Here is a 25039-nt window from a genome sequence, read left to right as displayed (position 1 = left end):
TTCGCGTGCGATTGTGATGAATGGTTGGTGTCAGTCGGGCAATTGAGCCTCGGCCGCGGCAAGGCGAGAAGCGAGTGTCCCGTCGATCACTTCATCGGCCACGGAGATGAGCAGGCCGCCCAGTAGTTCGGCATCGATCTGCAGCTGCACCGCCACCGCGTGACCGTATATGCGGCCGAGCACGTCGGTGAGACGAGACCGCTGGCCGTCGCTGAGTTCGGCCGCCGCACTGACCGCGGCGACGATCTCGCCGCGGCGCGCCACGGCGACTTCCGTCAGGAACTGAACGGCGTCCTGGGCCGGTTGACCTCTGAGCAGTTCGACCGTCTGGGTCAGGAGCGCAGCCACGATCGGGTGGACCTTGCCGCTTGCACTGTCAAGCACCTTGCGCAACAACGCGACTCGGCCTTCGACCGGAACGGCGTAGTCGCTTAGCAGGATGGAAAGCTGCGGCTGCGCGTCGAGGATGCGGGAGAACAGGAACAGCTGTTCTTCGACCTCGTCGACTTTGTCCTCGCGTTCGGCGACTTCGAGCAACGCCTGCCGCGACACGTGTTCGATGGCGTCGATCAGGTCGGAGTTGGCCGACCACCGTTCCGAGACCGCCGAGCGCAGCACCTCGAGCGTGGCGTCACCGACCTTGCCGGAGACCAGCCGCTCGATCAGCCGGACCCGGGGCGCCGCGTCCTCGGCCGGGACGGTCAGATACCTCGTGACCACGATCTCACGATCCAGCATCTGGGCCACATCTACCAGCTCACTGGAAAGAGCCAAAAGGCCCTTGTTGTCAAGGTCTTTGGCTATCGTACTGAACTTGTCCAAAAGGTTACCCAGTGCGACGCGACTCGACGAGCGCATCTTGGTCATCAACGGGTACTGCACGTCGGCCGACGCGGGCGCCATCTCGTCGAGCTCGTCGAGGAACCGGTCGACGGTGGCCGACTGCTGTGCGGAGTCGGCGACGTAGTTGCGCACCAGCTCCCCCGCCTGACGCACCGCTTCGTGGCCGAGTTCCAGACGCAGCTGTCGACTCAGTTGGGTAAGCAAGAGGTCGACCTGGCGGCTGCCCTGTACGTTGATGCGTTCGGACTCGACATCCGCCTGGGCCCGCATCTGCTCGACGATGCGACGCGCGTCAGTCTGAGCCTCCTCGACGATCCGTTCGCCCTCCGTCTTCGCGGCTTCCACGGCTTTGCTGTGCGCCGTGGTCGACTCGGTCAGCCGAGCACTCGCCGTCGCAGCATCTTTCAGCAGCTGGCGCACGGCGTCTTGCCGCGCGGCCATCAGCCGACGCACTGGCGGCACCACATAACGCACCACCAGGAACACGATGGCCGCAAAGCCCACCAACTGGCCGATGAAAGTCGACATACGTAATTACCGTCCGGATGTCTTGGTTGCGGATGAGGTCGCGGCGGCGGGGGCGACGTCGACGCCGAGGATTCGACTGGCCAACGTCGCTGACATGGACGCCACGTTGGCACGCAGATCCAGTTCCACGGCGTCCCTCTCCCGCTTCAATTGCTCGGATGCCATTTGCAACGTCGACATCACCTGTTGTTCGGCACGGGCGCGCGCGTCTTCGACCACCTTACGACCTTCGGCGCGGGCGTTGTCACGCAACGATGACGCCTGAACCCGCGCCTCGGTCAGCGCTTCTTCGTAGTCGGCCTTGGCCGCGTCGAACTGCTCGGCCGCCTTCTTGTTGTCGGCAGCCGTCTTGGCGACCATGGCGTCGCGCTCATGCAACACTTTCATGATCGGCGGCACAACGAATGTGCCGATGACGGCTAGCACGATCAGGAAGATGGCCAGCACGAAGAAGAAGGTGCCGTTGGGCACGAGGAAGTTGTTGCCTCCCTCGGCCACGACCTGGCTGGATGCCAGAATGCTCAGGTTCGCGTCACCCATTGCAGCGAATTACTTGACCGGGGTAGCGAAGACGAACAACGCCATGAATGCGAGGTTGATGAAGTAGGCCGCCTCGACCAGACCGACCGTGATGAAGAACGGCGTGAACAGCCGGCCCTGCGCCTCGGGTTGCCGGGCGATACCCGAAACCAGCGCATTACCGGCGATACCGTCACCGATGCCGGCGCCGATCGCGCCGCCACCCATGATCAGGCCACCGCCGATGAGAGCGGCGGCAGCGATTTGAGGGTCCAGGGCTGCCATTCTTTTCCTCCTTGATATCTGGTAGGGGTCTACCAGGCCTTTGTAATGGTGCGTGGGACAGAACACTTCGTGGCGGTCTCAGTCATGGTGATCCTCGATCTCCATGGCTTGGCTGAAGTACAAGATGGTCAGGATCGAGAAGATGAACGCCTGGATCGCGCCGACGAACAGGTCGAAGGCCTTCCAGATCGCGTTCGGCGCCCACATGATGTACGGCGGGAACATCGCGATCAGCGCGACCAGGATGCCGCCGGCGAAGATATTGCCGAAAAGTCGGAGCGACAACGAGATCGGCTTCGCGAGCTCCTCGACGAGGTTGATCGGCGCCAAGAACGCCACATGGCCCTTGAGCACGGCGAGCGGATGCCCGATTATGCCGCGGCGCCAGATGCCGGCCACGTGATAGCAGACGAAGACGAAAAGGGCCAGCGCCAGAACGTAATTGATGTCCGCCGCCGCCGACTTCAGCAGTTCGGTGGTGTGTCCCGACTTGTCGGTGTACTGCAGCGGAAGCACTGACAACCAGTTGGAGATCAGGATGAACACGAAAATGGTCACGGCCAGTGGCAGCACGAACGGGGCGATCCGCATGCCGATGGCGCTCTCAATCTGTCCGCGCATCTGTTCGGTGATCGCCTCCCAGAACAACTGAACGCCACTGGGCACGCCCTTGGAGGTGATCTTCGCGCGTAGGAAGAAGGCCAGCGCCAACACGATCACCGCAGCGATCCCGGTCGACAAAATCGTGTCGGTGTTGACGGTCATGCCGAGCCACTTGGCTTGGGTGTGATCGCCAACCTCGATCGCCGCGGCCAGGAACGTCGTCTCAGGCATCGGTGGGGTTCCTTCCTTCCGTTCCTTCCGATCCTTCGATCACGCCGCCCTCGGCACCGTCCGAAGACTCCGCCCAGTCGCCGGCGCGCAGCTTCTTCCACACCGGAAGCGCTGTCGCGGCGACCAATAGGACCTGGAAAAGCGCCAATCCGAACACGACGCCCAGGCCGGCGGGCCGGAAGACGTAGGCGATGATCAGCCCGACGACGGTGATGATGGCCAGTCGTGACGCCGAGTTGACCGCCATCGACCTTTTCAGCGGGTGATCCTTGGCGGTAATCGCTTCAACCGAGCGACGCACCAACACCGCATTGAGCAAACCCAGGAGAAGCCCGACACCGAAGAAGACTCCGACCATCAGGTGGCCGGACAGTCCGGCGGCGAGCACCGCCACCGCAGTGATGGCAATGCTGATCGCCAAGAGCCGAACCGGACGGAAAGCAACAGAGGGAAACACCAACGGCGCGTCCTGCGCTGGTGTCGTCACTGCAGCACCTCAATCCCAGGTTGGTAAAACGGGAACCCCCCGACCGACTGATCGGTGGTCCGCCGAGCGTATCGCACGTCACAGTCGAATCACCCAACGGGTATCTCCCGGGGCCGGTCTTCAACCAGCCCGCTCGGATTAGCCTCCGATGGACCGGTAGCCTGCGCGGCTTTTTGGGGTTCTACCAGCACCGTACCACACCGCGGACCCCACTACTACTCCTCGTCGTAGTAGTCGTCCCCGCGGCGTAAGAGAGGGATCGCCGTCGCGATGCCGGCCACCACGATCGCACCCAGCATCACCGCAGCGGTATCGCGGGGACGGAAAAAGATTGTGCTCGCGGCGCCGAACGCGACGATCCCGACCCATAGATAGATCAGCAACACCACCCGCCGGTGCGAGTGACCGATCTGCAGCAACCGGTGATGCAGATGCATCTTGTCGGGGCTGAACGCGCTGCGGCCCGCGCGGGTGCGACGCACGATCGCCAGCAGCAAATCGAGCATCGGCACGAAGATGACCGCGGCCACCAGCAGGAACGGCGACAGCAGGACAAACACGTCGCGCGCGCCGTAGGCGTTCTGCGAGACCGGGCCCGCGGCCGTCGTCGCCGCGGCCGACAGCATCAGCCCGATCAGCATCGAGCCGGAGTCGCCCATGAAGATCTTGGCGCGGTGGAAGTTGTGCGGCAGAAAGCCCAGGCAGGCCCCGGCGAGCACCACCGAGATCACCGCCGGCGGATAGAACAGGACGTCACCGCCGTGGTCGCGCAGCAGCCCGACCGAGAACATGCAGATGGCCAGCGCGGTGATCAGTCCGAGCCCGGCGGCCAGGCCGTCGAGCCCGTCGACGAAGTTCATCGCGTTGACGACGGACACGGTCAGGGCGAGGGTCAGCAGGATCGATGAGGCCTGGTCGAGCACGATGGTGCCGACGCCACCGATCGGGATGTAGAGGACGCTCCACGCCACGCCCATGGTGACCAGCACGCTGGCCGCGGTGATCTGTCCGGCGAACTTGGTCAAGGCGTCGAGGCCCCACCGGTCGTCGATGAGGCCGATGCCCATGATGACCGCGCCGGCCACCAGGACGGCGGGCATGCCGGTGGAGTAGACGAACCCACGGGTGAGCGCCGGAAGTTGGGACGCCAGAAAGACGGCCGTGATGACGCCGAGGAACATCGCCAGCCCACCCATCCGAGGGGTCGGGGTGACGTGGACGTCGCGCTCGCGCGGATAGGCGACCGCCCCCAGGCGGGTCGCCAGCACCCGGACCGGCCCGGTCGCGAAGTATGTGATGATCGCTGCGGTCAACCCCACCAGCGCCAGCTCACGAAGCGGAACGCCGGCGCCGCGGCCGGCCAGCGCGAGCAACCCACCGGCAAGGTTGGTTACGTCGCTGGACATCACCGAGACCGTACTGGACAAACCTGGCACCCCGACAACCGCTCCAGTCAGGCCGGGGCGGTCAGGCTTTCGGGATCGACCGCGAGCACTTCCGCGATCCGCTCCGCGCTCACCGGGCCCGGCCGCAGAATCCGCGGCGTCGCACCGGTCAGGTCGACGATGGTCGAGGCAGCACCCTGATCGGCCGTGCCCGCCTCCAGGTAGACATCCACCAGATCGCCGAGCTGACTGCGCGCCTCGTTGGCGTCGACGGCCGCCGGGCGGCCGGAGATGTTGGCGCTGGACACCGCCAGGGGCCCGACCTCACGCAACAGTTCGATGGCAACGGGATGCAGCGGCATGCGCAACATCACCGTGCCGCGGGCGTCGCCGAGATCCCATTGCAACGACGGCGCCTGTCTGACCACGAGGCTCAACGCGCCCGGCCAGAAGGCGCGGATCAGGTCGCGGGCCCCGTCCGGCATGGTGTAGACGAGTCCCTCGATGGTGTGCCAGGAGCCGACCAGCACCCCCACCGGCATGTCGCGCCCCCGGCCCTTAGCCGACAGCAACGCCGAGACCGCGGCGCTGTTGAACGCGTCGGCGGCGATGCCGTAGACGGTGTCGGTGGGCATGACGACCAGCCGGCCGCCCTTGAGCGCTGCTGTCGCCGCAGCGACTCCCAGTGAGCGCTGACCGGGATCCGCACAGTCGAAGACCTCAGTCATGGGCGACGTCCCCTCCCCCGGCTGTCGACCTCCTGCGGGCCGTCACGAAACGCGGCCGGCCGGTCAGGTCCGCCCGGGCCTGGACATCGTCGAATGCTGCTGTGCGATCGAATAATTCCACCGTCTGCGCCGAGGTGGTGTCGTCGTGCTCGACACCGATCGGCCCGCCCGGGCGCAGCCAGCGGCGGGCGAGCCGGACGAGGGGGGCGATCACCGCCGATCCGTCCGGGCCGCCGAAGACCGCTTGATGCGGATCATGTTGCGCCACTTCGGGATCCAGCACGGCGTCGTCGGGAACATAAGGCGGGTTGGCCACCACCATGTCGACCCGACCGTCCAGTTCGGCGAGCAGTGCGGTTTGGGAAGCCAGCTCGGTGACGTCGGCGCACAGCAGTTCGATCGCGGTGCCCTGCGCGTTACGGCGCGCGTAGTCGAGTGCAGCGTCGGAGTTATCGATGGCGATGATCCGCGCGTCAGGCAGGTGGTATGCCAGCGCCACCGCCAAAGCGCCCGAACCGGTACACAAGTCGACGATGACGGGCCGCGGCGCAAGTGGTTGCGCAACGGCCCACTCCAGCAGGGCCTCGGTCTCCGGTCGGGGTATGAAGACCCCGGGTCCGACGTGCAGCGTCACGGGACCGAATGCCGCGGTCCCGAGCAGATGTTGCAGCGGCACCCGTTGCGAGCGCGCGGCCACGACGTCACGGTAGCGCCCGAAAAATTCCTCACCGGGCGGGTCCAGCAGGGCCAGGCGTCCACGGTCGGTTCCTGCCAGGTGGGCGGCCAGCTGTTCGGCATCCCAACGCGCGGAATCGATTCCCGCTTCGGCAAGGGTGGCCGCAGCATCGTCGATCGCGCGCCGCAGACCGTTCATGCCTGTTGCAGCCGAGACTGCTTGTCGGCGGCGGCCAGTGCGTCGAACAGGGCGTCGAGGTCGCCGTCGAGGACCTGATCGAGGTTGTGCGCCTTGAAGTTGATGCGGTGGTCCGCGATCCGGTTCTCCGGGAAGTTATAGGTGCGGATACGTTCGCTGCGGTCCACCGTGCGAATCTGGCTGGCCCGGTCCGCCGAGGCATCCGCCAGGGCCTGCTCCTCGGCCAGGGCCTGCAGACGCGCGGCCAGGACCTGCAGCGCGCGGGCCTTGTTCTGCAGCTGCGACCGTTCGTTCTGGCAGGTGACGACGATGCCGGTGGGCAGATGCGTGATGCGCACCGCGGAGTCGGTGGTGTTGACGCCCTGACCGCCCTTGCCCGACGAGCGATAGACATCGATACGCAGGTCCGACTCGTCGATCTGCACCTCGCCGACTTCCTCGGGTTCGGGATACACCAGCACGCCGGCCGCCGAAGTATGAACACGGCCTTGGGATTCCGTCACCGGGACGCGTTGCACCCGGTGCACTCCGCCCTCGAATTTCATCCGCGACCAGACCCCGTCGGCGGTGTCGCCCTTACTGGCGATGGCCAGCGTCGCGTCCTTGTAGCCACCGAGGTCCGAGGTGGTTTCGCCCAGCACGGTGACGGTCCAGCCGTGCCGCTCGGCGTAGCGGATGTACATCCGCGCCAGGTCGGCGGCGAACAATGCCGATTCTTCGCCGCCCTCACCGGATTTCACTTCGAGCACGATGTCGTCTGCGTCGTGCGGGTCACGCGGCGCCAGCATGTCGGTGAGTTGGGTGTCCAACTCGGCCACCTGGGTTTCCAGATCCGTCACCTCGGCGGCGAAGGACGCGTCGTCGGCGGCCAGCTCTCGCGCCGTTTCCAGATCGTCGCGCGCGGCCACCAGCTTGCGGTAGGTACCCACAATCGGGGCCAGCCGGGCGAACCGCCGACCGGCCTTTCGGGCCTCGTCGGGATTGCTGTGCAATTCCGGATCCGCCAGCCGGCGCTCGAGGTCGGCGTGCTCGGCCAGCAGCACATCGATGGTCTGTACCGGCTTGGTCACCGCCACACCTCCTGCCCACCTTCGCCTGTCACTACGCCGAACGCAAACCGACGCCCGGCCTGTGCGACGGTGCGCACAGTTCGGGCGTCGGGAACCGAGCTATTTGTCGGCAGCAGCGCCGGAGTTGCGCTTGCCGTACCGCTTCTCGAAGCGGGCCACGCGGCCGCCGCTGTCGAGGATCTTCTGCTTGCCGGTGTAGAAGGGGTGGCACTGCGAGCAGACCTCGACGACGATGTGTCCGCCGTCCTTGGTGCTGCGCGTCTGGAAGGTGTTGCCACACCCGCAGAGCACCGTGGTCTCCCCGTAGGCGGGGTGAATGTCAGCTTTCATGATGTCCTCTTCGATCGTTTGCCGCCCGCCCCCGTCCAAACTCCGACGGTCGGGCGTGAACTCCGAACCTCAGGCAGTTGTCGGATAATCGAGCACCGATTATGCCAGGTCAACCACCATCATCCCAAACAGCGAGCTGCGCCCCTACATTCCCGGTGACCCGCTCGGGTCTCGGGTCGCCGCCAGTGGGCTAGTCGTTGTCCATCGCCCCGGGTGTCGTCTTGGACACCTGGACCAGGAACTCGTAGTTGTTCTTCGTCTTGCGCAGCTGCGACATCAGCAGGTCGATGGCCTGATGCGAGTCCAGCCCCGACAGCACGCGGCGTAGCTTGTGCACGATGCCGAACTCGTCCGGCGACAGCAGCAGCTCGTCCTTGCGGGTACCCGAGGGGTTCACGTCGACCGCCGGGAAGACCCGCCGCTCGGAGATCTTGCGGTCCAGCTTGAGCTCGGCGTTGCCGGTGCCCTTGAACTCCTCGAAGATGACCGTGTCACCGGTGGACCCCGTCTCGACCATCGCGGTGGCGATGATGGTCAGCGATCCGCCTTCCTCGATGTTGCGGGCCGCACCCAGGAACCGCTTGGGCGGGTACAGCGCGGTGGAGTCGACGCCACCGGACAGGATCCGGCCCGACGCCGGCGACGCGTTGTTGTAGGCGCGCCCGAGGCGGGTGATCGAGTCGAGCAGCACGACAACGTCCTTACCCTGCTCAACCAGCCGCTTTGCCCGCTCGATCGCCAGCTCGGCGACCGCGGTGTGGTCCGACGGCGGCCGGTCGAAGGTCGAGGCGATGACCTCACCCTTGACCGAACGGGTCATGTCGGTGACCTCCTCGGGCCGCTCGTCGACGAGCACGACCATGAGGTGGCATTCGGGGTTGTTCTTGGTGATCGCGTTGGCGATGTCCTGCAGGATCGTCGTCTTACCGGCCTTGGGCGGCGACACGATCAGCGCGCGCTGGCCTTTACCGATCGGCATGATCAAGTCGATGACCCGGGTGGTCAGTCGGTCAGGAGTGGTTTCCAGACGAAGCCGCTGGTTGGGGTACAACGGCGTCATCTTGGTGAAATCGGGCCGCTTTTTGAGGTCTTCGACCGGTCCGCCGTTGACGGTGTCCAGGCGCACCAGCGGGTTGAACTTCTGCCGCTGGTTGGGCTGTTCGCCTTCCTTCGGCACGCGGACCGCTCCGGTGACGGCGTCACCACGACGGAGACCGTTCTTGCGCACCATGTTCATCGACACGTACACGTCGTGCGGACCGGCCAGGTAGCCGGAGGTCCGCACGAAGGCGTAATTGTCGAGGACGTCAAGAATGCCGGCTACCGGCTGAACGACGTCGTCTTCGCGCAGTTCCGCATCGCCACCCTCGCCGGTGCGCTCGCCGCGGCGCCTGCGGTCACGGAACCGGCGTCCCCGCCGTCCCTGACGCCCGTCGCCCTCGTCGTCCTGCTGGTTCGAGCCGCCGCGGCCCTGCTGGCCGCCGGAGTTTTGATCCTGGTCGCTGCCGCGGTCCTGGCCGCGGTCGTCACTCTGGTTGTCTTGCTTGGCCTTCGCCCGGCGGTCGCCCTCACCGGGAGCGGCGCCCTCACGGCTGCCTGTGCTCTCGCGGTCGGCCTCGTCGTTGCCGCGGGCGGAGGATCCCGCTTCGCGGGAAGCGCCGCGTCGTTCGCGGCGGGGCGCCTCGGTATTACCGTTCTGGTCGCCCTTGGCCGCCGGCGCGTCGGCGCTGCCGTTGTCGTTCTTGTCGTCGTCTTTGTTGTCCGGCTTGCCGCTGTCCTCAGCGGGCTTGGCGCCATTGGCGGGAGCGCCGTTGGCCTGCCCCCGGACTTCCTTGATCGCGGCGATCAGTTCGTTCTTACGCATACCCGACGTCCCTTTGACGCCAACTTGATTGGCCAGCGCGCGCAACTCGGGCAGCACCATCGTGGACAGTGATCCACCCGAGACCTTGGGTTTCGCGTCTGGAGTGTCTGTAGTCACGGCATTCGAGAGTTGATTGGCGTCAGTGTTTTCGCCAGCCGTGAACAGGTCCGTATCGGTCACGGATTTCCTTTCTTTCCCCCGCTGATCAGGTCATACGGAGGGTTCGTTGCATTCAGGCAAATTGCCGAGTGCGCCCAATCATCGACATTGCAACGGTGATCGCCTGGATTGGCGGAGTAAACGGCGAACCTCGTCCACAAGAAGAATTGGTGTGTCCTAGCGGCAAGGCAGTATGGATGCAGATGCAGATGCTGCGATTGCTGGACGCGTCCGAGGATAGCCCCCATCCCTGCCGGAAGCAAGCAAACCCTCCGGCCACGCCGTGGATCAACCGACGACGGTGACTCCAGGACTCCAGCGAACTGGTTCGCCAGCGGCCATCTTGGTGATGGCAAATCCATTGGCCTCGCCGTACTCCGCGAGTTCCGGGGGCAGCTCTGCCGCTGTGGTTAACGCGATCAGTGAGGGTCCGGCCCCTGAAAGCGTCGCTGCCACGTTATGACGCCGCAGCAGGCGCAAATATTCCGCCGAGGCCGGCATGGCCGGTGCGCGCTGCGGCTGGTGCAGCACATCTTCGGTGGCCGCCATCAGCAGGTCCGGGCGTTCGGTGAGCGCCACCACCAGCAACGCGGTGCGGCTGACGTTGAAGCGCGCGTCCTCGTGGCTGACCTGCGCGGGCAGCAGCACGCGCGTCTCGGCGGTGAGCGAGCGTTCCTCGGGAATCGCGGAGTACACGTGGATATCGGGATGTAGCCGCAGCGGCACCGCCGCGTACTGGGGACGATCGCCGGTGCGATCGACCCACGAGACGACCGCGCCGCCCAACACGGCGGCCGCGGCGTTGTCGGGATGACCCTCGAACTCCGAGGACAGCTGGATCAGTTGGGTTACGGTGAGCGGCGTCCAATCCGTCTGTGCGACAAGGCCGTTTGCGGCCGCCAGGCCGCCGACCACCGCCGCTGCCGACGAGCCGAGGCCGCGCGAATGCGGGATGACGTTGCGGCAGCGCACCACCAGGCCTGGGGCGCGGACCCCGACTGCCCGCAGTCCGCACTCGAGAGCGCGCACCACCAGGTGTTCGGGACCCACCGGCAGCTGGCCCGCACCTTCGCCCTCGACCAGCACGACCAGGCCGGAATCGGTTGTCTCGACGATGATTTCGTCGTACAGGCTCAGCGCCAGACCGATGCTGTCAAAGCCGGGGCCAAGATTGGCGCTGGATGCCGAAACCACGGCGCTGGCCACCAGCCCGGCGGGCAGCATCGGGGTCATCAACAGCCTTTCGCGCTTGCGATCGCCGCGTTTGCGATCGCCACCCAAGCCATCACGTGGCGACCCACTGCACCCGGCTTCGCCGCGCTTGCGCTCGCCACTAGGCCAGCCCCAGCTTTTCGACCACGAGGACCGGGTCCACCGGCAGCGGGGTCACGGTCGGCATATCCCGCAAGGCGGTGTCGGGGTCCTTGAGTCCGTTGCCGGTCACCGTGCACACGACCGTCGACCCGCGGGCCACCCAGCCGTCGTCGACGGCCTTGAGCAGTCCCGCGATGCTGGCCGCCGACGCGGGTTCGACGAAGACGCCTTCGGACTCGGCCACCAGGTGGTAGGCGGCCAGGATCTCTTCGTCCGTCGCGGCCAGGAAGCGGCCGTTCGATTGCTGCTGCGCGTCAACGGCCGCCGTCCACGACGCGGGCGCGCCGATGCGGATCGCGGTCGCGATGGTCTCCGGGTTCTTGACCGGCGCGCCGTGCACCAGCGGGGCCGCACCGGCCGCCTGGGTGCCCAGCATGCGCGGCAACTTCTCGATCAGGCCCTCGTGGTGATACTCGGTGTATCCCTTCCAGTACGCGGTGATGTTTCCCGCGTTGCCGACCGGCAGGGCGTGCACGTCGGGCGCGGTACCCAAGGCGTCGACGATCTCGAACGCCGCGGTCTTCTGGCCCTCGATGCGCACCGGGTTCACCGAGTTGACCAGCGCGATGGTCGGAAAGTCGGCGGCCATCTTGCGGGCCAACTCCAGGCACTCGTCGAAGTTGCCGTCGATCTGGATGATCTTGGCGCCGTGCATGACCGCCTGCGCCAGCTTGCCCATCGCGATCTTGCCCTGCGGTATCAGCACCGCACAGGTGATGCCGGCGCGCGCCGCGTAGGCCGCCGCCGACGCCGAGGTGTTTCCGGTCGACGCGCACAGCACCGCCTGCTGACCGCGCGCCAGCGCATCGGTGACGGCCATCGTCATGCCCCGGTCTTTGAACGAGCCGGTGGGATTGAGGCCCTCGACCTTGAGATGAACGCTGCAGCCGGTCTTTTCCGAGATCCGGCCCGCCGCGATCAGCGGGGTGCCGCCCTCGAGCAGGGTGACCGGGGTCCAGTTGTCGCCCACCGGCAACCGGTCCCGATACGCCTCGATGAGACCGGGCCACGGCTTGTGGACGGCGGTGCGCGGGGCGGTCATAGGGTGGTCCCTTCCAGTCGCAACACGCTGGTGACGCTCTGCACAACGTCCAAATCGGCCAGCGCGTCCACGGTTTCGGACAGCGCGGCATCGGTGGCGCTGTGGGTGACCACGACGATGCGGGCCCCGACCCGTCGCCCGTCTTCGTCCGCGACGCCTTCCTGACGAACCTCGGCAATGCTGACCTCACGCGTGGCGAATTCGGCCGCCACCGAGGACAGCACGCCGGGCTTGTCGGCGACGTTCATGCTGACGTAGTAGCGGGTCGAGATGAAACCCATTGGGGCAATGGGAAGTTGGGCGTACTTGGATTCCTTCGGCCCACGGCTACCCAGCACCCGGTTGCGCGCGGCCATCACCATGTCACCGGCCACCGCGGACGCGGTCGGCGCACCGCCGGCGCCCTGACCGTAGAACATCAGCCGGCCGGAGGCCTTGGCCTCCACCACCACCGCGTTGAAGGCGCCGTTGACCGTGGCCAGCGGGTGTGACAACGGCACGAGTGCGGGATAGACGCGCGCCGAAACCCGCTCCTGGCCATCGGTTGTGATGCGCTCGCAGATGGACAGCAGCTTGATGGTGCACCCCAGGGCCCGGGCAGATTCGAAGTCGGCCGGGGTGACTTTGGTGATGCCCTCGCGGTAGACGTCGTCGGCGGTCACCCGGGTGTGGAAGGCGATGGAGGCCAAGATCGCCGCCTTGGCTGCGGCGTCGTAGCCCTCGACGTCGGCGGTGGGGTCGGCCTCGGCGTAACCCAGCGCGCCGGCTTCGGCCAGCGCGGTGTCGTAGTCGGCGCCGGTGCTGTCCATCGCGGACAAGATGTAGTTGGTGGTGCCGTTGACGATCCCGGCGACCCGCAACACCGTGTCGCCGGCCAGCGACTGCGTCAGCGGACGGATCACCGGAATTGCGCCCGCGACGGCCGCCTCGAAATACAGGTCGACATGCGCACTTTCGGCGGCCTGCGCCAGCTCGCCGGTGGAGGTCGCCAACAGCGCCTTGTTCGCCGTGACGACCGATTTACCGTGCTCGAGGGCGCACAGGATGGCCTTGCGGGACGGCTCCACCGGCCCCATCAGTTCCACGACGATGTCGACGTCGTCGCGGGCGGCGAGGGCTTCGATGTCGTCGGTGAGCAGCTCGAGGGGGACACCGCGGCCCTCGGCGACGCGGCGCACTCCGACGCCGCGCAACACCACGGGTGCGCCGACACGAGCGGCGAGGTCGTCAGCGCTGTCCTCGATGATTCGGACAACTTCGCTGCCGACGTTGCCCAATCCGAGTACCGCTACACCGACCGGCTTTTCGTCACGGGGCACAGTTCACCTCACTTCCAGACTCAATAGATCGTCGACCGTTTCACGACGCAGGACCAGACGGGCGCGCCCGTCGCGCACCGCGACGACGGCGGGGCGGCAGATCATGTTGTACCGACTCGACAATGAGTAACAGTAGGCACCGGTGGCGGCGACTCCGATCAGGTCGCCCGGGCGCAGATCTCCCGGCACCCAGGTGTCGCGCACCACGATATCGCCGCTCTCGCAATGCTTTCCGACGACACGGGCCAGCTCGGCAGGCGCATCGCTGAGCCGCGAGACCAGCCGGGCGTCGTACTGCGCGTCGTAGAGCGCGGTGCGGATGTTGTCACTCATGCCGCCATCGACGCTGACGTAGCGCCGGTGCGCGGTGGCGCTCACGTCGACATCCTTGACGGTGCCCACCTCGTAGAGCGTGATTGTGCCTGGCCCGGCGATGGCCCGTCCCGGCTCGACCACCAGCCGCGGGGTGGGCAGCCCGACGGCCGCCGACTCGTTGCGCACGATCTCGCTCAGCTTGGCGGCCAGTTCGCCCATCGGCGGCGGATCGTCGGCGGCGAGGTAGGAGATGCCCAGGCCGCCGCCCAGATCCACGGTGGAGATCTGCGCGGTCTTCTCGACACCGAATTGTTCGACGGCCCGGTGCAGCAGACCGATGACCCGGCGTGCGGCGAGTTCGAAGCCGGCGACGTCAAAGATCTGCGAACCGATGTGACTGTGCAGGCCCACCAGTCGCAGGTGCCGGGTCTCGAATACCTTGCCGACGGCGTCCAGAGCCGCGCCGCTGGCCAACGACAACCCGAACTTCTGGTCCTCGTGCGCGGTGGAGATGAACTCGTGGGTGTGCGCCTCGACCCCGACGGTGAGGCGGACGAAGACATCCTGGACGATGCCCGCCTCCCCAGCGATGGCGTCGAGGCGCTCGATCTCGACCATCGAGTCCAACACGACATGGCCGACACCGGCTTTGACCGCGGCCGTCAGCTCGGCGACGGATTTATTGTTGCCGTGGAAGGTGATCCGCTCGGGCGGGAAGTCGGCGTGCAGCGCGACGGCCAGCTCGCCGCCGGTGCAGACGTCGAGGGACAGGCCTTCTTCGTCGATCCAGCGCGCAATCTCGCTGCACAGGAACGCCTTCGCGGCATAGTGCACATTCTTGCCGCCGCCGAAGGCCGACGCGATCTCGCAGCAGCGGGACCGGAAGTCGTCCTCGTCGATGACGAACAGCGGGGTCCCGTACTCCTGGGCGAGGTCGGTCACCGTGACGCCCGCGATGCTGGCGACTCCGGCTTCGTCGCGAGCGACGTTGCGCGGCCACACATTCGGCGCCAACAGCAGCAGCTCCTCGGGGGATTGCGGCCGCAGCGGGCTTTCGGCGTGGCGGGTCTCTTCGGCGTGCCGAGGACCGGCGGGGTGAACGTTCACATTCGCTCCGGAGCGGTGACGCCCAGTATCCCCAGGCCGTTGGCGATCACCTGGCGGGTCGCCTGGCACAGCGCCAGGCGCGCGGTGTGCAGATCGGTCGGTTGCTCGTCGCCCTGCGGCAAGACCCGGCACGCGTCGTAGAACCGGTGGTAGTCGCCGGCGAGGTCTTCCAGGTACCGGCATACCCGGTGGGGCTCGCGCAGCGTCGCTGCGGTGTTGAGCACCCGCGGGAATTCGCCGAGGGTGCGCAGCAGCGTCCCCTCCTTGTCGTGGCTGAGCAGCTCGAGGTGCCCGGTGTCGGGGGTCAGGGCGAGCTCGGCGGCGTTGCGGGCCAGAGCCGAGAGCCGGGCATGCGCGTATTGCACGTAATAGACCGGGTTTTCGTTCGACGCCGAGGACCACAGGGCGAGGTCGATGTCGATGGGGGTGTCCACCGAGGAACGGATCAGGCTGTAGCGCGCGGCGTCGACGCCGATGGCCTCGACGAGGTCGTCCAGCGTGATCACCGTTCCGGCCCGCTTGCTCATCCGGACCGGCTGGCCGTCGCGGATCAGGTTGACCATCTGACCGATGAGCACCTCGACGGTGGCCGGATCGTCGCCGAACGCGGCCGCCACGGCCTTGAGCCGGGCGATGTAGCCGTGGTGGTCGGCCCCCAGCATGTAGATGGCCAGGTCGAAGCCGCGCTGCCGCTTGTCCAGGTAGTAGGCGATGTCACCGGCGATGTAGGCCGGCTTGCCGTCGCTCTTGATGACGACGCGGTCCTTGTCGTCACCAAAGGCGCTGGTGCGCAACCACGTTGCGCCGTCCTTCTCGTAGATGTTGCCCGTCTCGCGCAGCCTGCCGATGGCTTCCTCGACCAGGCCCTTGGTGTGCATCGAGTCTTCATGGGTGTAGACGTCGAAGTCGGTGCCGAACTCGTGCAACGACTCCTTGATGTGGGTGAACATCAGGTCGACACCGATTTCGCGGAAGGTCTCGCGCATCTCGGCGTCGGGCAGGCTCAGCGCGTCGGGCGCCTTCTGCAACACCTGGGTGGCGATGTCGTTGATGTAGGCGCCGGCGTACCCGTCTTCCGGGGTGGGCTCGCCCTGGGCCGCGGCGACCAGTGAGCTAGCGAACCGATCGATCTGGGCGCCGTGGTCGTTGAAATAGTATTCGCGCACCACGTCGGCACCCTGGGTGGACAGCAGCCGGCCCAGCGCGTCGCCGACGGCGGCCCAGCGGGTGCCGCCGATGTGGATCGGTCCGGTCGGATTGGCCGACACGAACTCCAGGTTGATGTTGCGGCCGGCCAGCGCGTCGGAGTGACCGAAGCGGTCGCCGGCGTCGATGACGTTGTTGACCACGACGGCTTGCGCAGACGCCTCGAGGCGCAGGTTGATGAATCCGGGTCCGGCCACCTCCGCCGACGCGATGCCGTCGGCCTGGGCGAGCGCCTCGGCGAGCCATCCGGCCAGTTCACGGGGGTTGGCGCCGACCTTCTTGCCCAGCTGCAGCGCCAGGTTGCTGGCGTAGTCGCCGTGCTCGGGATTGCGGGGGCGCTCCACGGTGACCGTCTGAGGCAGCGCGGCAACATCCAGCCCGCGCTCGGCCAGCACCGCGGCGGCGGTGGTTCTGAGCAGCTCAGCCAGGTCAGCGGGGGTCACGAGCGTCCATCCTATTGGCTGGGGTGCCCGCGCCCCGAATCCATTGCGGTGGTGGGGCGGCCACCGCGATGAGTTAGTCTGTCCGTGCTTGTTCGAAAGCCCCATGGCGCAACAGGTATGTCGGTGCGCCCCCGTAGCTCAGGGGATAGAGCGTCTGCCTCCGGAGCAGAAGGCCGCAGGTTCGAATCCTGCCGGGGGCACCCAGGTTTATGCAGGTGAGACGCCGTTTTCGTTTCCACGGTCCGAACTTCATATGCTCCCGGCACTCCCGGCATGACCAGCTGCCTCGGTACGCTCTTGGCCTTGCCTAATGACGGTACGACGGACCGACTCAGGCGCCTTCTGAGCTTCCCTCACGCCAATCGCGGCCAGCTGTCGAGAAGCTGGTGCCGACTTGGCGCTAGTTTGTGGCATTTCGACAGCCGAGGCTCAGTAACCCAGTCCGTAACCGGGTCCATAACCCCCGGGCGGTGGGTAGCCGCCGCGACTCCAATTGTTGCCTTCCCAGTCACGGCAGGCTTTCCAGTTCGGGTAAGGACCCCAGCCCTGATCCCATGGGTCCCCCGGGCACCAGTGTGTGCGGGTGCAGGCGGAGGTGCGGCCTGGGCGACGCTCGATGTCAGACCGAGTGTGGACAAGGCCGTGCCCTCCAGCCACCAGCGCGCCAGTGCACAGGCGAAGCCACGGTTTGGTTTGCCTGTCAGTATTCATCGCTTAGGCAGGCCCCTAAGAAATGATCAAAACACCTCGTCGGACTGGGTAGAAGCTATGACGGTTACTTTCATGTCCGCAGCAGGACGCGATTCAGCTAACCGTGCGATCTCACGGTCGACGGCGCAACCAACTGCCTGAGTGATCACTAGGCGGAACTGCCTGGGGGATTATCACTGGCGCCCCGCCGAGCGGTGGGATCAGCAGTACGCTCAGGCCATGGCGGACACGTCGTACGCCAAGTGCGGCGATCTCAGCCTGGCGTATCAGGTGTTCGGCGACGGGCCTGTAGAGCTCGTCGTCGTCGGGCCGTTCGTCAGCCACCTCGAGCTGGCCTGGACCCTCCCCCAGTTCAAGGCGTTCATGGAGCAGCTCGCCACGTTCTGTCGTGTCCTCTTGTTCGACAAGGCCGGTGTCGGGCTGTCGGACCCGGTGCCAAAAGTTCGCACCCTGGATGATCGGGTGGCCGAGATCGAGGCCGTCATGGACGCCGTCGGATTCGGACGGGCCGTCGTCTCCGGTCTGAGTGACGGTGGACCCGCCTCCATGATGTTCGCGGCAGCACGGCCGGAGCGAGTGCGGGCGCTGATCCTATGCGCCACATACTCGTTCCACCCCTGCGGATGGGACGACATGAATCGCGACCCGGGAGAGCTGCGGGCGCGCTTCCTCTCCGAGCTAGGTGAGGACTACACGCCGTCGGTTGAACAGCTCGCTCGCTGGCTGGAAGGCAGCCGCGCGGTGCGCTCCGGGTGGGGCAGCGGTGTGGCAGCCAGCATCAGCGCGCCGTCGGTCCGGTCTATACGCCAGCTCGCAATGTTGGAGCGCATGAGCGCGAGCCCGGGAATGGCGCGGGCGTCATTCGAAGCGGCCTTTCTGACTGACCTACGCCCGATCCTGCCAACGATCACCACGCCAACCCTGGTCATCCATGCCCGTGAGGACCCCGCGGTTCCGGTGCAGGGCGGCCGGTATCTCGCCGACCACATCCCCGGCGCGCGGTACCTCGAGGTCGAGGGTGTGGACCACGCACCCTTCTTGACCGAGCCCGACAAGATCCTGACCGGCATCGAGGAGTTCCTCACCGGCGGCCATGCCGCGCCTGCACAGTCACATCGCGCCCTGCGCACCGTGTTGTTCACCGACATGGTCGCCTCGACCCAACACGCCGCGGCGGCGGGCGATGAGCGGTGGCGGGCGGTGCTGTACCGCTTTGGTGAGATCACCGCCGAACTCACGCAGCGATTCGGCGGCACGGTGGTCAAGAGCACCGGCGACGGCCACCTCACCACGTTCGACGGTCCGACTCAGGCCATCCGCTGCGCCGAGGCTTTACGCGCTGACACCGAGATCCTGGGCATCCAGATTCGCGTCGGCATCCACACCGGCGAATGCGAACTACTGGACAACGACATCGGGGGAATCGCGGTACACATCGCGGCGCGCATCCTCGGGCACGCAGGGGCGGGCGACATTCTCGTGTCCCGGACCGTGCGTGACCTCGTCGTCGGGTCGGGCACTGGCTTCGAAGACCGTGGCAACGTCGAGCTGCGTGGTGTGCCCGGCAGTTGGCAATTGCTGGCGGTCGATCGCCGTGGCCCGCGGGCGGGATCGCCTGAGGCGGAACTTGTTTCAATTCCCACCCCTGGCCGCCGGACCGCGATGCGACGCTCGGACCGCGCCGTGGAGCTGATTGCCACGCGCGCACCGTGGGTTCTCCGCGGGATGGCGCACCTCGCCCCGGCCACCGGCCGCCGCTGAACAGTCCCCCGCCACTCCGTGTCGTCGATGCCGATCCTTGGCACGGAGTACCAGACAGTGAAGGGAATCCTGCTGCGGCGCGTAGGTGGAAAGCTGAAACCGTCTGCCGCGCAGGCGTACAAGCGGCTTTCACTGGGTTAACCATCCACGCAGCGTTCGAAGTTCGTCTGTGGAGGGTGCGGCGACACCCGGCACCAGCAACACCCGGCTCGGCGCTTCACTTCACGGCCCTGGCTGCCACGGCGCGCTCGCTACAAGCCGAATGTTCACAGCGCACCGCACCTCTGCGCGCCCGAGAAGGGACTGCTCACCTCACGTTCGTGCCAGCACGAACGCCTCGATGTGTCGATCTCCGGCCCACACTTCGTACTTGCGCCAGCCGGGATACAGCGCGACGCCCTCGGCCCAGATCTCGTCGCGCTCGTCTGGGGTCGCGAGCCGCGCGGTGGCACTCCAGGTATCGCCGCCGACGGTGACCGTCGCTTCCGGGTTGGCCTTCAGATTGTGGTACCACGCCGGATGCTTGGTACCGCCGAAGTTGGACGCGATCAGGCCCACGCCGTCCGGGCGCGGGATTCCGTACACGGCGACGGTGCGGCGTTCGCCGGATTTGGCGCCGGTGGTGGTGAGCATGACCACGGGAATCCCCGTCACGACCCCGGCGAAGCTGCTCCTGCCACCAGTGGCCTTGGTGATGAGACGGTCGAGGTGGTGCGCCGTCGGGCGAAGAAGCGCCACACCCACGGTCGTAGACGCGAAGCGGCGCATCATCCGGTGAAAAGCATTCGCATCGTTGAACGACCGCCCGGGCATCGTGCCATTGTGGCCCGCTCACCCGAGCTGGACAAGCAATGGAAAACCCACCCCACGAGTCACAAACGACATTAAGCTGCTGGTCGTGGGCGTGAAGGTGTTCGCCAAGGGCGGCGGGCGATGGCTGGCGATCGCGGCGTCGCTCGTCGTCTCCGCCGCCATGATCCACGCGCAGGGCACCAAGACACGGTGCTGCGTCGAGACGCCCGCGCCGACTCCCACCACCAGCGCCGCCGCCGCGCGGCCGTCCGCCAGCGCACCGCGCACCGCCAGTCCGGCCGAGGTGGAATCGCTGACCGCCCTGGCACCGCCCGCCCCGTCCGCCGGCCAGCAATTCGAGCTCGCATTGCCGCACAGCGTGGGATCCGAAGAACGGTTGCAGGTCAAGACCATCTGGGCGGCGCGCGTCATCACCGTGCTCTTCCCCCAGATCAAGACCATCTACGGATACCGCGAGGATCCGTTGCCGTGGCATCCCAACGGGCTGGCGATCGACGTGATGATCCCGAACTACCATTCCCCCGAAGGCATCGAGCTCGGCAATCAGATCGCCGGCTACGCCTTGGCGAACGCGAAGCGATGGGGCATCAACCACGTCATCTGGCGGCAGAAGATCTACCCGGGCGTCGGTGGCGGCAACTGGATGGCGGACCTGGGCTCAGAGACCGCCGACCATTACGACCATGTTCATATCGCGACCGGCGGAGGCGGCTACCCGACCGGGCACGAAACCTATTACATCGCCTCGATGACCCCCATGCCGCAGGATTGATCCGCTAAGCCATTACCCGGCAACAGTATTGGGTGCCTCCATAGCACGCACCACGGGCGGGGTCCGGGGCTCGACGCATCCGATCAGCCCACTGTACCGCCTTCCGGTGTGGTTGCCACAGAAATAATCTTCGATTGCTGACGCCGGACATAGTTGCTCACTGATGGTTTGCCAGCTTTCGCTGTTCGCCGCGCAATCCCGCAGCGCAAGCCGCATACTGAGGCCGTTGTCACTATCACTGAGAGAAGGAGCCGAGTGTGAAGACTGTTTGCGGGCTGCGCATGTTGTGTATTCCAGCTGTCGTTGCTGCCGCGTTAACGGTAGGTAGCGGGGTCGCCGCCGCCGACGATGACGGGTACCTGGGCCAATTGAAGAAGATCGGCGTGGTGTGGCAACCGGGTGGCGAGGGCACGCTCATCTCGCTGGGGCACGCCATCTGCTCGGATCGCGCCGCGGGCAAGACCCCGGACGAGCTTGCAACCGATGTTCATTCCGGGTTGAACAGTTCCTTCAGCTACGGGGACGCCACGGCCATCGTGAGCGCGGCGGAATCGAACTACTGCCCCTAACCAATCCTGAGGCGTCGTCGTGACGGCGTCTCCGTCATGCCGGCCCGGCGGCGAACGCCGCCACCGGCATTTCGACGCTCCCCTGGCAGGGACCGCTGTTGATGTCGGTGTGCCAGGTCCCGCGTAGCGAACCATCGGGCTGCGGCGTGTAGAAGGCCCACGACCTCGCGGGGGCCCATACCTTCGAAACGCCTTCGCCCATATAGCAATCCCATTTGAAGTCGAAGCGCTCAACCCAGTTGGCGCCGTCCCAGGTGTAGCGCGAAGGCTGGGGCAGCGTCGGGTTCTTCGGCACGGGGCCGTTGGTGGCGGTGGCCACGCACCTGCCCGAGGAGCACGCGGTGGTGAAGACGTAGTCCGCGCTGAAGGTCGGTTCCGCTTGCGTGGCGGCGACGCTGGTGCCGGTTTTGCTGACCGCATACCTGACCAGTGAGTATTTGCCGTTCCACGACGGTGCCAGCGCATGCGCACCTATGCCGGGTGCGCCGATGGTCGATGCGGCGACGGCAGCGAGCACCGCAACTACCCGAAACCTCGGCCGCATTGCGTCAATGATGGGCGTTCGATGACGCGGGGTGATCTCGGCGCGGAAACGATCGCAATGTCGTCGCGGCTGTCATCCCACTCGCAGTAGGAATAACCCGTAGGCGGCGATCGACTGCGCGTCGGCGATGATTCCCCCGCGAATCATCCGCTCGACCTCCGCACGCGCAAACCACGCACTGCGCATGTCCTGTTCCTCGTGCTCGAGGTCGGCTTCTCCCTCAGCGATACCGGTGGCCAGAAATACCCAGCCCCGCTGACTGGTCATTCCCGGTGCGACGTCGAGCTGGCCGAGTGCCTCGAATGACGTTGCGCTCAATCCGGTTTCCTCCCGTAATTCGCGCTCGGCCAGCTCGGCCGGTTCGGCGTCGACCAGGTCGGGAGCGGTGCCTTGGGGAAACTCCCAGCGTCGCTCGCCTAGGGGATAGCGATACTGCTCGACCAACCGGAAGCGGTGCCCGTCGTAGGGCATTACGAGCGCATAGGCCGGCTTGTCGACGACGCTGTAGATGCCCTTGCTGCCGTCCGGGCGACGGATGTCGTCCTCTCGCAGCACCATCCACGGGTTCCGGTAGATCTCACGGGTCGCGAGGCGTTCGATGAAAGTCACGACGCCAGTATTGCCGTGAACAGCGAAACTCATACCGTGGTGACGGCGAGGAGTAGCGTCCGAAGCTATGCCGTCCCCCGAAGCCATCACCGAGACCGTCACTCGCTACCTTGCGCTGGTCGCAGCCGGCACCGCCGACGACATCGTTGGCCTCTACGCGGCCGACGCCACGATCGAGGATCCGATCGGATCCGACATCCGCCGCGGCCATGACGCCATCCGCGCGTTCTATGCGGGCTTCCAAGACGCCAAGAAGGACGCCGAGCTCGCCGAAATACGGATCGGCGGCGGCGAAGCCGCCTTCTTCTGGCATCTAACGCTCGACGCCGGTGACAGCCGCACCCGAATCTCGCCGATCTCGACGATGTCGTTCGACGGGGACGCCAAGATCACGTCGATGCGCGCGTTCTGGTCGCCCGCCGACGTTCAGGTCTTGTAAACCGGCCGGACGCCTCGCCAATTCTGTTGGCTGACGGCTTAACTCGGGATGCGCCCGAGGATACGCCCGTCGAGTTGCACCCTCGCCGGGATACGTGGCTGCGTGGCGGCGACACCGTCTACCTGGTGGGGCCCTACCGCGAGCTGCTGGAGACGCTGCGCAAGGGGCAGCCGCCGCAGGAGCCTGCCGTCAACGAAGAGCGCCCGGCGGATAAGGCGACGGCCTGAGGACGCTCAGCGCGACATCCGGATCAGGAGGCTGACCAGCCGAGGGAACCCAGGTCGCCGGAACTGTCGGCGCGGCCGACATGCCGGGCGCACGATTCGGCCAGCTCGTGACGGGCGGCGACGGTCACCGGGTGCCCTTCACCGAGCACCCGCGCCTCTTCGTCGACCAATGCCGCCCACGCGGCGACCTCGTCGGTGACGCCGGCCCGGTCCGGCGCCCAGAGCGTGAACATATGCCGGGCCATGAGGAGGTGAACGTGGTCGGCTCCCAGCTTTTCGCGCAGATCGCGGATCAAGGATTCGAGCTCGGCGACGGCCGTCGGCACGTCACCAGCCCGGCCCCGCCAGATCGCCAGCATTAATCTGGTCCCCAGGGTGTCGGCGTGGTCGTCGCCGAGCACGCGACGGCGCGCGGCGAGCACCTGTTCACCCTCGGCCATTGCACCCACGACATCGCCTATCTCCCAACGCTTCTCGGCGATCTTCTCGCGGGCCACCAACACGCTCTCGTGCTCGCCGCCCAGGATGCGCTGTTCGTCGGCGAAGAGCTGCGACCACTCGGCGAGCGATGACAGCGAAGGCTGTTGCCGGCCCGCCAACAGGTGGCGAGCGGCCAGGGTGCTGAGGTGGTCACGACCGAGCACCTCGACGAGGTCCGGTATCAGCCGCGCGAACTCGTCGTAGGCGACGGCTTCCTCACCCGCCCGCAGCTGCAGGGTGGCCAGCGACACCTTGAGTTCCAGGGCCGTGGGATGACGCTCGCCCAGCGTCGCCCGGCAGAGAGTGACCAGCTCGTTTGCCTGCCTAGCGGCCCCGGCGTAATCGCCGTGATTCGCGCACTCCGTCATCAGCCCGGTCAGTTCGGCCAGCGGGGCGGGCAGCTCCTGCTGAGTCATTCGCTAATGAAATCGCCACCGCGCCGAGGCGGCAATTCACCCCGATCTACCTGCGGCGATGCCCCAGGATGGCGGGTTACAGCCGCGCCGCCACGTCCGCCGCGCGGCGTACTTGATCGACATCCGAGCTCGTCGGGATGAGCTGAACCTCGTCGGTGCCGATCTCCTCGAACCGGCGCAACACGTCCAGCAGATCGTCTTCGCTGCCGGCCCAGCCCGTCATCGGCGCCATCGCGTCGACGTAGTGGGCCGGTATCCAGTTCATGTAGCGGCGCAGATGACGGTGGATCTGATCGCGAGACTCCTCGGGGGACCCGAACGCGAACCAGAACGACGTGATCAGGTGCGGTTTGGGCTTGCCGGCCTGGGCCCAGGCCTCCCGGGTCACGTCGAACAGCTCGTTCTGCTTGGCGACGTCGAGGTCCAGGGTGGTGCCGGCCAACCCGTCGGCCCACGCGGCCGCGCTGCGAATGGTCTTCGGCCCGATACTTCCGACGAACAGCGGCGGACCGCCGGGCTGGACGGGCGCCGGCCCGACGGGCAGCACCGAGTCGGTGGTCTTCTCCCCCGCCCAGACGCGCTTCATCACGGCAACGCGTTCGGCCATGCCGCGCATCGTCTGCGTCGCCGGGTCGGCGCTCACGGCGTGGTAGTCCTCGTGCCGGCCGCCCACCCCGATTCCCACGCTCAACCGGCCGCCGCTGAGCAGGTCACCGGTCGCCAGGCCCTTGGCGAGCATGACGGGGTCGTGCAGCTGCGGCACGATGACGGTTGTCAGCAGCCGCACCCTTTTGGTCCAGGCGGCCAGCGCGCCCAGCAACGTCAGGTTGTCCGGGTTGTCGAAGGCGATCCGCTCGCCCCAGCAGAGCGACGAGAACGGGCCCTCGTCGATGGCGCGCGCCCACGTCTCGAGCACCGTCGCATCCAGATCCGGCTCCATCACCGGCATCGTCATCGCAATCCGCACGACGGCGATTCTGGCATGT

The 25039-nt window shown here is 66.6% G+C and carries 26 protein-coding genes, 1 tRNA gene and 1 pseudogene; 6 read left to right on the top strand and 22 right to left on the bottom strand.

All coding sequences use genetic code 11. The features are described from left to right. Positions 1-30: 30 nt before the first annotated feature. The 16 genes and pseudogenes from B8W69_RS06340 to argS all read right to left on the bottom strand — a co-directional run bounded on the left by B8W69_RS06340 (position 31) and on the right by argS (position 16712). A complete protein-coding gene (locus tag B8W69_RS06340; RefSeq protein WP_085289064.1) occupies positions 31-1371 on the bottom strand; it encodes a F0F1 ATP synthase subunit B/delta in 1341 nt (446 codons plus the stop codon). Positions 1372-1377: 6 nt separating this feature from the next. Beyond that, a complete protein-coding gene (locus tag B8W69_RS06335; protein ID WP_085289063.1) occupies positions 1378-1911 on the bottom strand; it encodes a F0F1 ATP synthase subunit B in 534 nt (177 codons plus the stop codon). A 9-nt stretch (positions 1912-1920) separates the two neighbouring features. Beyond that, on the bottom strand, positions 1921-2166 hold the full coding sequence (locus B8W69_RS06330; RefSeq protein ID WP_065052998.1) for a F0F1 ATP synthase subunit C: 246 nt from the start codon (positions 2164-2166) through the stop codon (positions 1921-1923). Positions 2167-2253: 87 nt separating this feature from the next. Beyond that, positions 2254-3009 (bottom strand): F0F1 ATP synthase subunit A, encoded by a 756-nt coding sequence (gene atpB, locus B8W69_RS06325; RefSeq protein ID WP_085289062.1) that lies wholly within the window; start codon positions 3007-3009, stop codon positions 2254-2256. Continuing rightward, positions 3002-3496 (bottom strand): ATP synthase subunit I, encoded by a 495-nt coding sequence (locus B8W69_RS06320; RefSeq protein WP_085289061.1) that lies wholly within the window; start codon positions 3494-3496, stop codon positions 3002-3004. Before B8W69_RS06320 ends, atpB begins: the two co-directional genes overlap by 8 nt. Positions 3497-3711: 215 nt before the next feature. Further along, a pseudogene (locus B8W69_RS06315) lies at positions 3712-4921 on the bottom strand (glycosyltransferase family 4 protein); the annotation flags it as partial. Between the two features lie 28 nt (positions 4922-4949). Continuing rightward, on the bottom strand, positions 4950-5609 hold the full coding sequence (locus tag B8W69_RS06310) for an L-threonylcarbamoyladenylate synthase (RefSeq protein ID WP_085289059.1): 660 nt from the start codon (positions 5607-5609) through the stop codon (positions 4950-4952). Beyond that, the gene (gene prmC, locus B8W69_RS06305) at positions 5602-6483 is read right to left on the bottom strand and encodes a peptide chain release factor N(5)-glutamine methyltransferase (RefSeq protein WP_085289058.1); all 882 of its coding nucleotides are present in this window, start codon (positions 6481-6483) and stop codon (positions 5602-5604) included. Before prmC ends, B8W69_RS06310 begins: the two co-directional genes overlap by 8 nt. After that, positions 6480-7553, bottom strand: a complete 1074-nt coding sequence (prfA, locus tag B8W69_RS06300) for a peptide chain release factor 1 (RefSeq protein ID WP_085289207.1) — start codon at positions 7551-7553, stop codon at positions 6480-6482. The genes prmC and prfA overlap by 4 nt, the downstream gene beginning before the upstream one ends. Before the next feature lie 99 nt (positions 7554-7652). Continuing rightward, positions 7653-7883 carry a 50S ribosomal protein L31 gene (rpmE, locus tag B8W69_RS06295; RefSeq protein WP_085289206.1) on the bottom strand — a complete coding sequence of 77 codons (231 nt, stop codon included), beginning with the start codon at positions 7881-7883 and terminating at the stop codon, positions 7653-7655. Positions 7884-8073: 190 nt separating this feature from the next. Next, positions 8074-9927, bottom strand: coding sequence for a transcription termination factor Rho (gene rho / locus B8W69_RS06290; protein ID WP_085289057.1), 1854 nt, complete (start codon positions 9925-9927; stop codon positions 8074-8076). A 267-nt stretch (positions 9928-10194) separates the two neighbouring features. Then, a complete protein-coding gene (thrB, locus tag B8W69_RS06280; RefSeq protein WP_110881862.1) occupies positions 10195-11142 on the bottom strand; it encodes a homoserine kinase in 948 nt (315 codons plus the stop codon). Positions 11143-11239: 97 nt separating this feature from the next. After that, on the bottom strand, positions 11240-12322 hold the full coding sequence (gene thrC, locus B8W69_RS06275) for a threonine synthase (protein WP_085289056.1): 1083 nt from the start codon (positions 12320-12322) through the stop codon (positions 11240-11242). After that, the gene (locus B8W69_RS06270) at positions 12319-13641 is read right to left on the bottom strand and encodes a homoserine dehydrogenase (RefSeq protein WP_085289055.1); all 1323 of its coding nucleotides are present in this window, start codon (positions 13639-13641) and stop codon (positions 12319-12321) included. Before B8W69_RS06270 ends, thrC begins: the two co-directional genes overlap by 4 nt. A gap of 3 nt (positions 13642-13644) precedes the next feature. Beyond that, positions 13645-15063: a diaminopimelate decarboxylase gene (gene lysA, locus B8W69_RS06265; RefSeq protein WP_085289054.1), complete on the bottom strand. Its 1419-nt coding sequence runs from the start codon at positions 15061-15063 to the stop codon at positions 13645-13647. Beyond that, complete coding sequence (argS, locus tag B8W69_RS06260; RefSeq protein WP_085289053.1) at positions 15060-16712, bottom strand: arginine--tRNA ligase; 1653 nt, start codon at positions 16710-16712, stop codon at positions 15060-15062. The genes lysA and argS overlap by 4 nt, the downstream gene beginning before the upstream one ends. 127 nt (positions 16713-16839) lie before the next feature. On the opposite strand from argS, the gene B8W69_RS06255 reads away from it, so the two are divergent. Next, a tRNA-Arg gene (locus B8W69_RS06255) sits at positions 16840-16912 on the top strand. 229 nt (positions 16913-17141) lie between these two features. Here the strand turns inward: B8W69_RS06255 and B8W69_RS32395 are convergent. Then, positions 17142-17423: an Mtp family mycobacterial-type pilin gene (locus B8W69_RS32395; protein ID WP_500684395.1), complete on the bottom strand. Its 282-nt coding sequence runs from the start codon at positions 17421-17423 to the stop codon at positions 17142-17144. Positions 17424-17642: 219 nt separating this feature from the next. Between B8W69_RS32395 and B8W69_RS06250 the strand changes: the two genes are divergently transcribed. Beyond that, entirely contained in the window at positions 17643-19184 is a 1542-nt protein-coding gene (locus B8W69_RS06250; RefSeq protein ID WP_085289204.1) for an adenylate/guanylate cyclase domain-containing protein, read from the top strand. 312 nt (positions 19185-19496) lie between these two features. On the opposite strand, the gene B8W69_RS06245 is transcribed toward B8W69_RS06250, so the two are convergent. Continuing rightward, positions 19497-19997 (bottom strand): nitroreductase family deazaflavin-dependent oxidoreductase, encoded by a 501-nt coding sequence (locus B8W69_RS06245; protein WP_085289052.1) that lies wholly within the window; start codon positions 19995-19997, stop codon positions 19497-19499. 85 nt (positions 19998-20082) lie between these two features. Between B8W69_RS06245 and B8W69_RS06240 the strand changes: the two genes are divergently transcribed. Then, the gene (locus tag B8W69_RS06240) at positions 20083-20769 is read left to right on the top strand and encodes a VldE C-terminal domain-containing protein (protein WP_181447341.1); all 687 of its coding nucleotides are present in this window, start codon (positions 20083-20085) and stop codon (positions 20767-20769) included. A 281-nt stretch (positions 20770-21050) separates the two neighbouring features. Continuing rightward, the gene (locus B8W69_RS06235; RefSeq protein WP_085289202.1) at positions 21051-21338 is read left to right on the top strand and encodes a DUF732 domain-containing protein; all 288 of its coding nucleotides are present in this window, start codon (positions 21051-21053) and stop codon (positions 21336-21338) included. A 34-nt stretch (positions 21339-21372) separates the two neighbouring features. Here B8W69_RS06235 and B8W69_RS06230 read toward each other — a convergent pair whose 3' ends face one another. Both B8W69_RS06230 and B8W69_RS06225 read right to left on the bottom strand, forming a co-directional pair. After that, entirely contained in the window at positions 21373-21882 is a 510-nt protein-coding gene (locus tag B8W69_RS06230) for an Rv2253 family sensor-like surface protein (protein ID WP_181447340.1), read from the bottom strand. A gap of 72 nt (positions 21883-21954) precedes the next feature. Beyond that, positions 21955-22524 carry an NUDIX domain-containing protein gene (locus tag B8W69_RS06225; RefSeq protein WP_085289051.1) on the bottom strand — a complete coding sequence of 190 codons (570 nt, stop codon included), beginning with the start codon at positions 22522-22524 and terminating at the stop codon, positions 21955-21957. A 34-nt stretch (positions 22525-22558) separates the two neighbouring features. Here B8W69_RS06225 and B8W69_RS06220 point away from each other — a divergent pair, with 34 nt between their 5' ends. Then, complete coding sequence (locus tag B8W69_RS06220; RefSeq protein WP_085289050.1) at positions 22559-22930, top strand: nuclear transport factor 2 family protein; 372 nt, start codon at positions 22559-22561, stop codon at positions 22928-22930. Positions 22931-23004: 74 nt separating this feature from the next. Beyond that, complete coding sequence (locus tag B8W69_RS06215) at positions 23005-23157, top strand: hypothetical protein (protein WP_165762559.1); 153 nt, start codon at positions 23005-23007, stop codon at positions 23155-23157. A gap of 23 nt (positions 23158-23180) precedes the next feature. On the opposite strand, the gene B8W69_RS06210 is transcribed toward B8W69_RS06215, so the two are convergent. Beyond that, the gene (locus tag B8W69_RS06210; protein WP_085289049.1) at positions 23181-24053 is read right to left on the bottom strand and encodes a tetratricopeptide repeat protein; all 873 of its coding nucleotides are present in this window, start codon (positions 24051-24053) and stop codon (positions 23181-23183) included. Positions 24054-24129: 76 nt separating this feature from the next. Further along, positions 24130-25008 carry an LLM class flavin-dependent oxidoreductase gene (locus B8W69_RS06205; RefSeq protein WP_085289048.1) on the bottom strand — a complete coding sequence of 293 codons (879 nt, stop codon included), beginning with the start codon at positions 25006-25008 and terminating at the stop codon, positions 24130-24132. Positions 25009-25039 lie beyond the last annotated feature (31 nt).

This window comes from Mycolicibacterium vulneris, from assembly GCF_002104765.1.
GTDB lineage: Bacteria > Actinomycetota > Actinomycetes > Mycobacteriales > Mycobacteriaceae > Mycobacterium > Mycobacterium vulneris.
The sequence above is the reverse complement of the archived record's forward strand: the minus strand, read 5'-3'. Positions and strand labels throughout refer to the sequence as shown.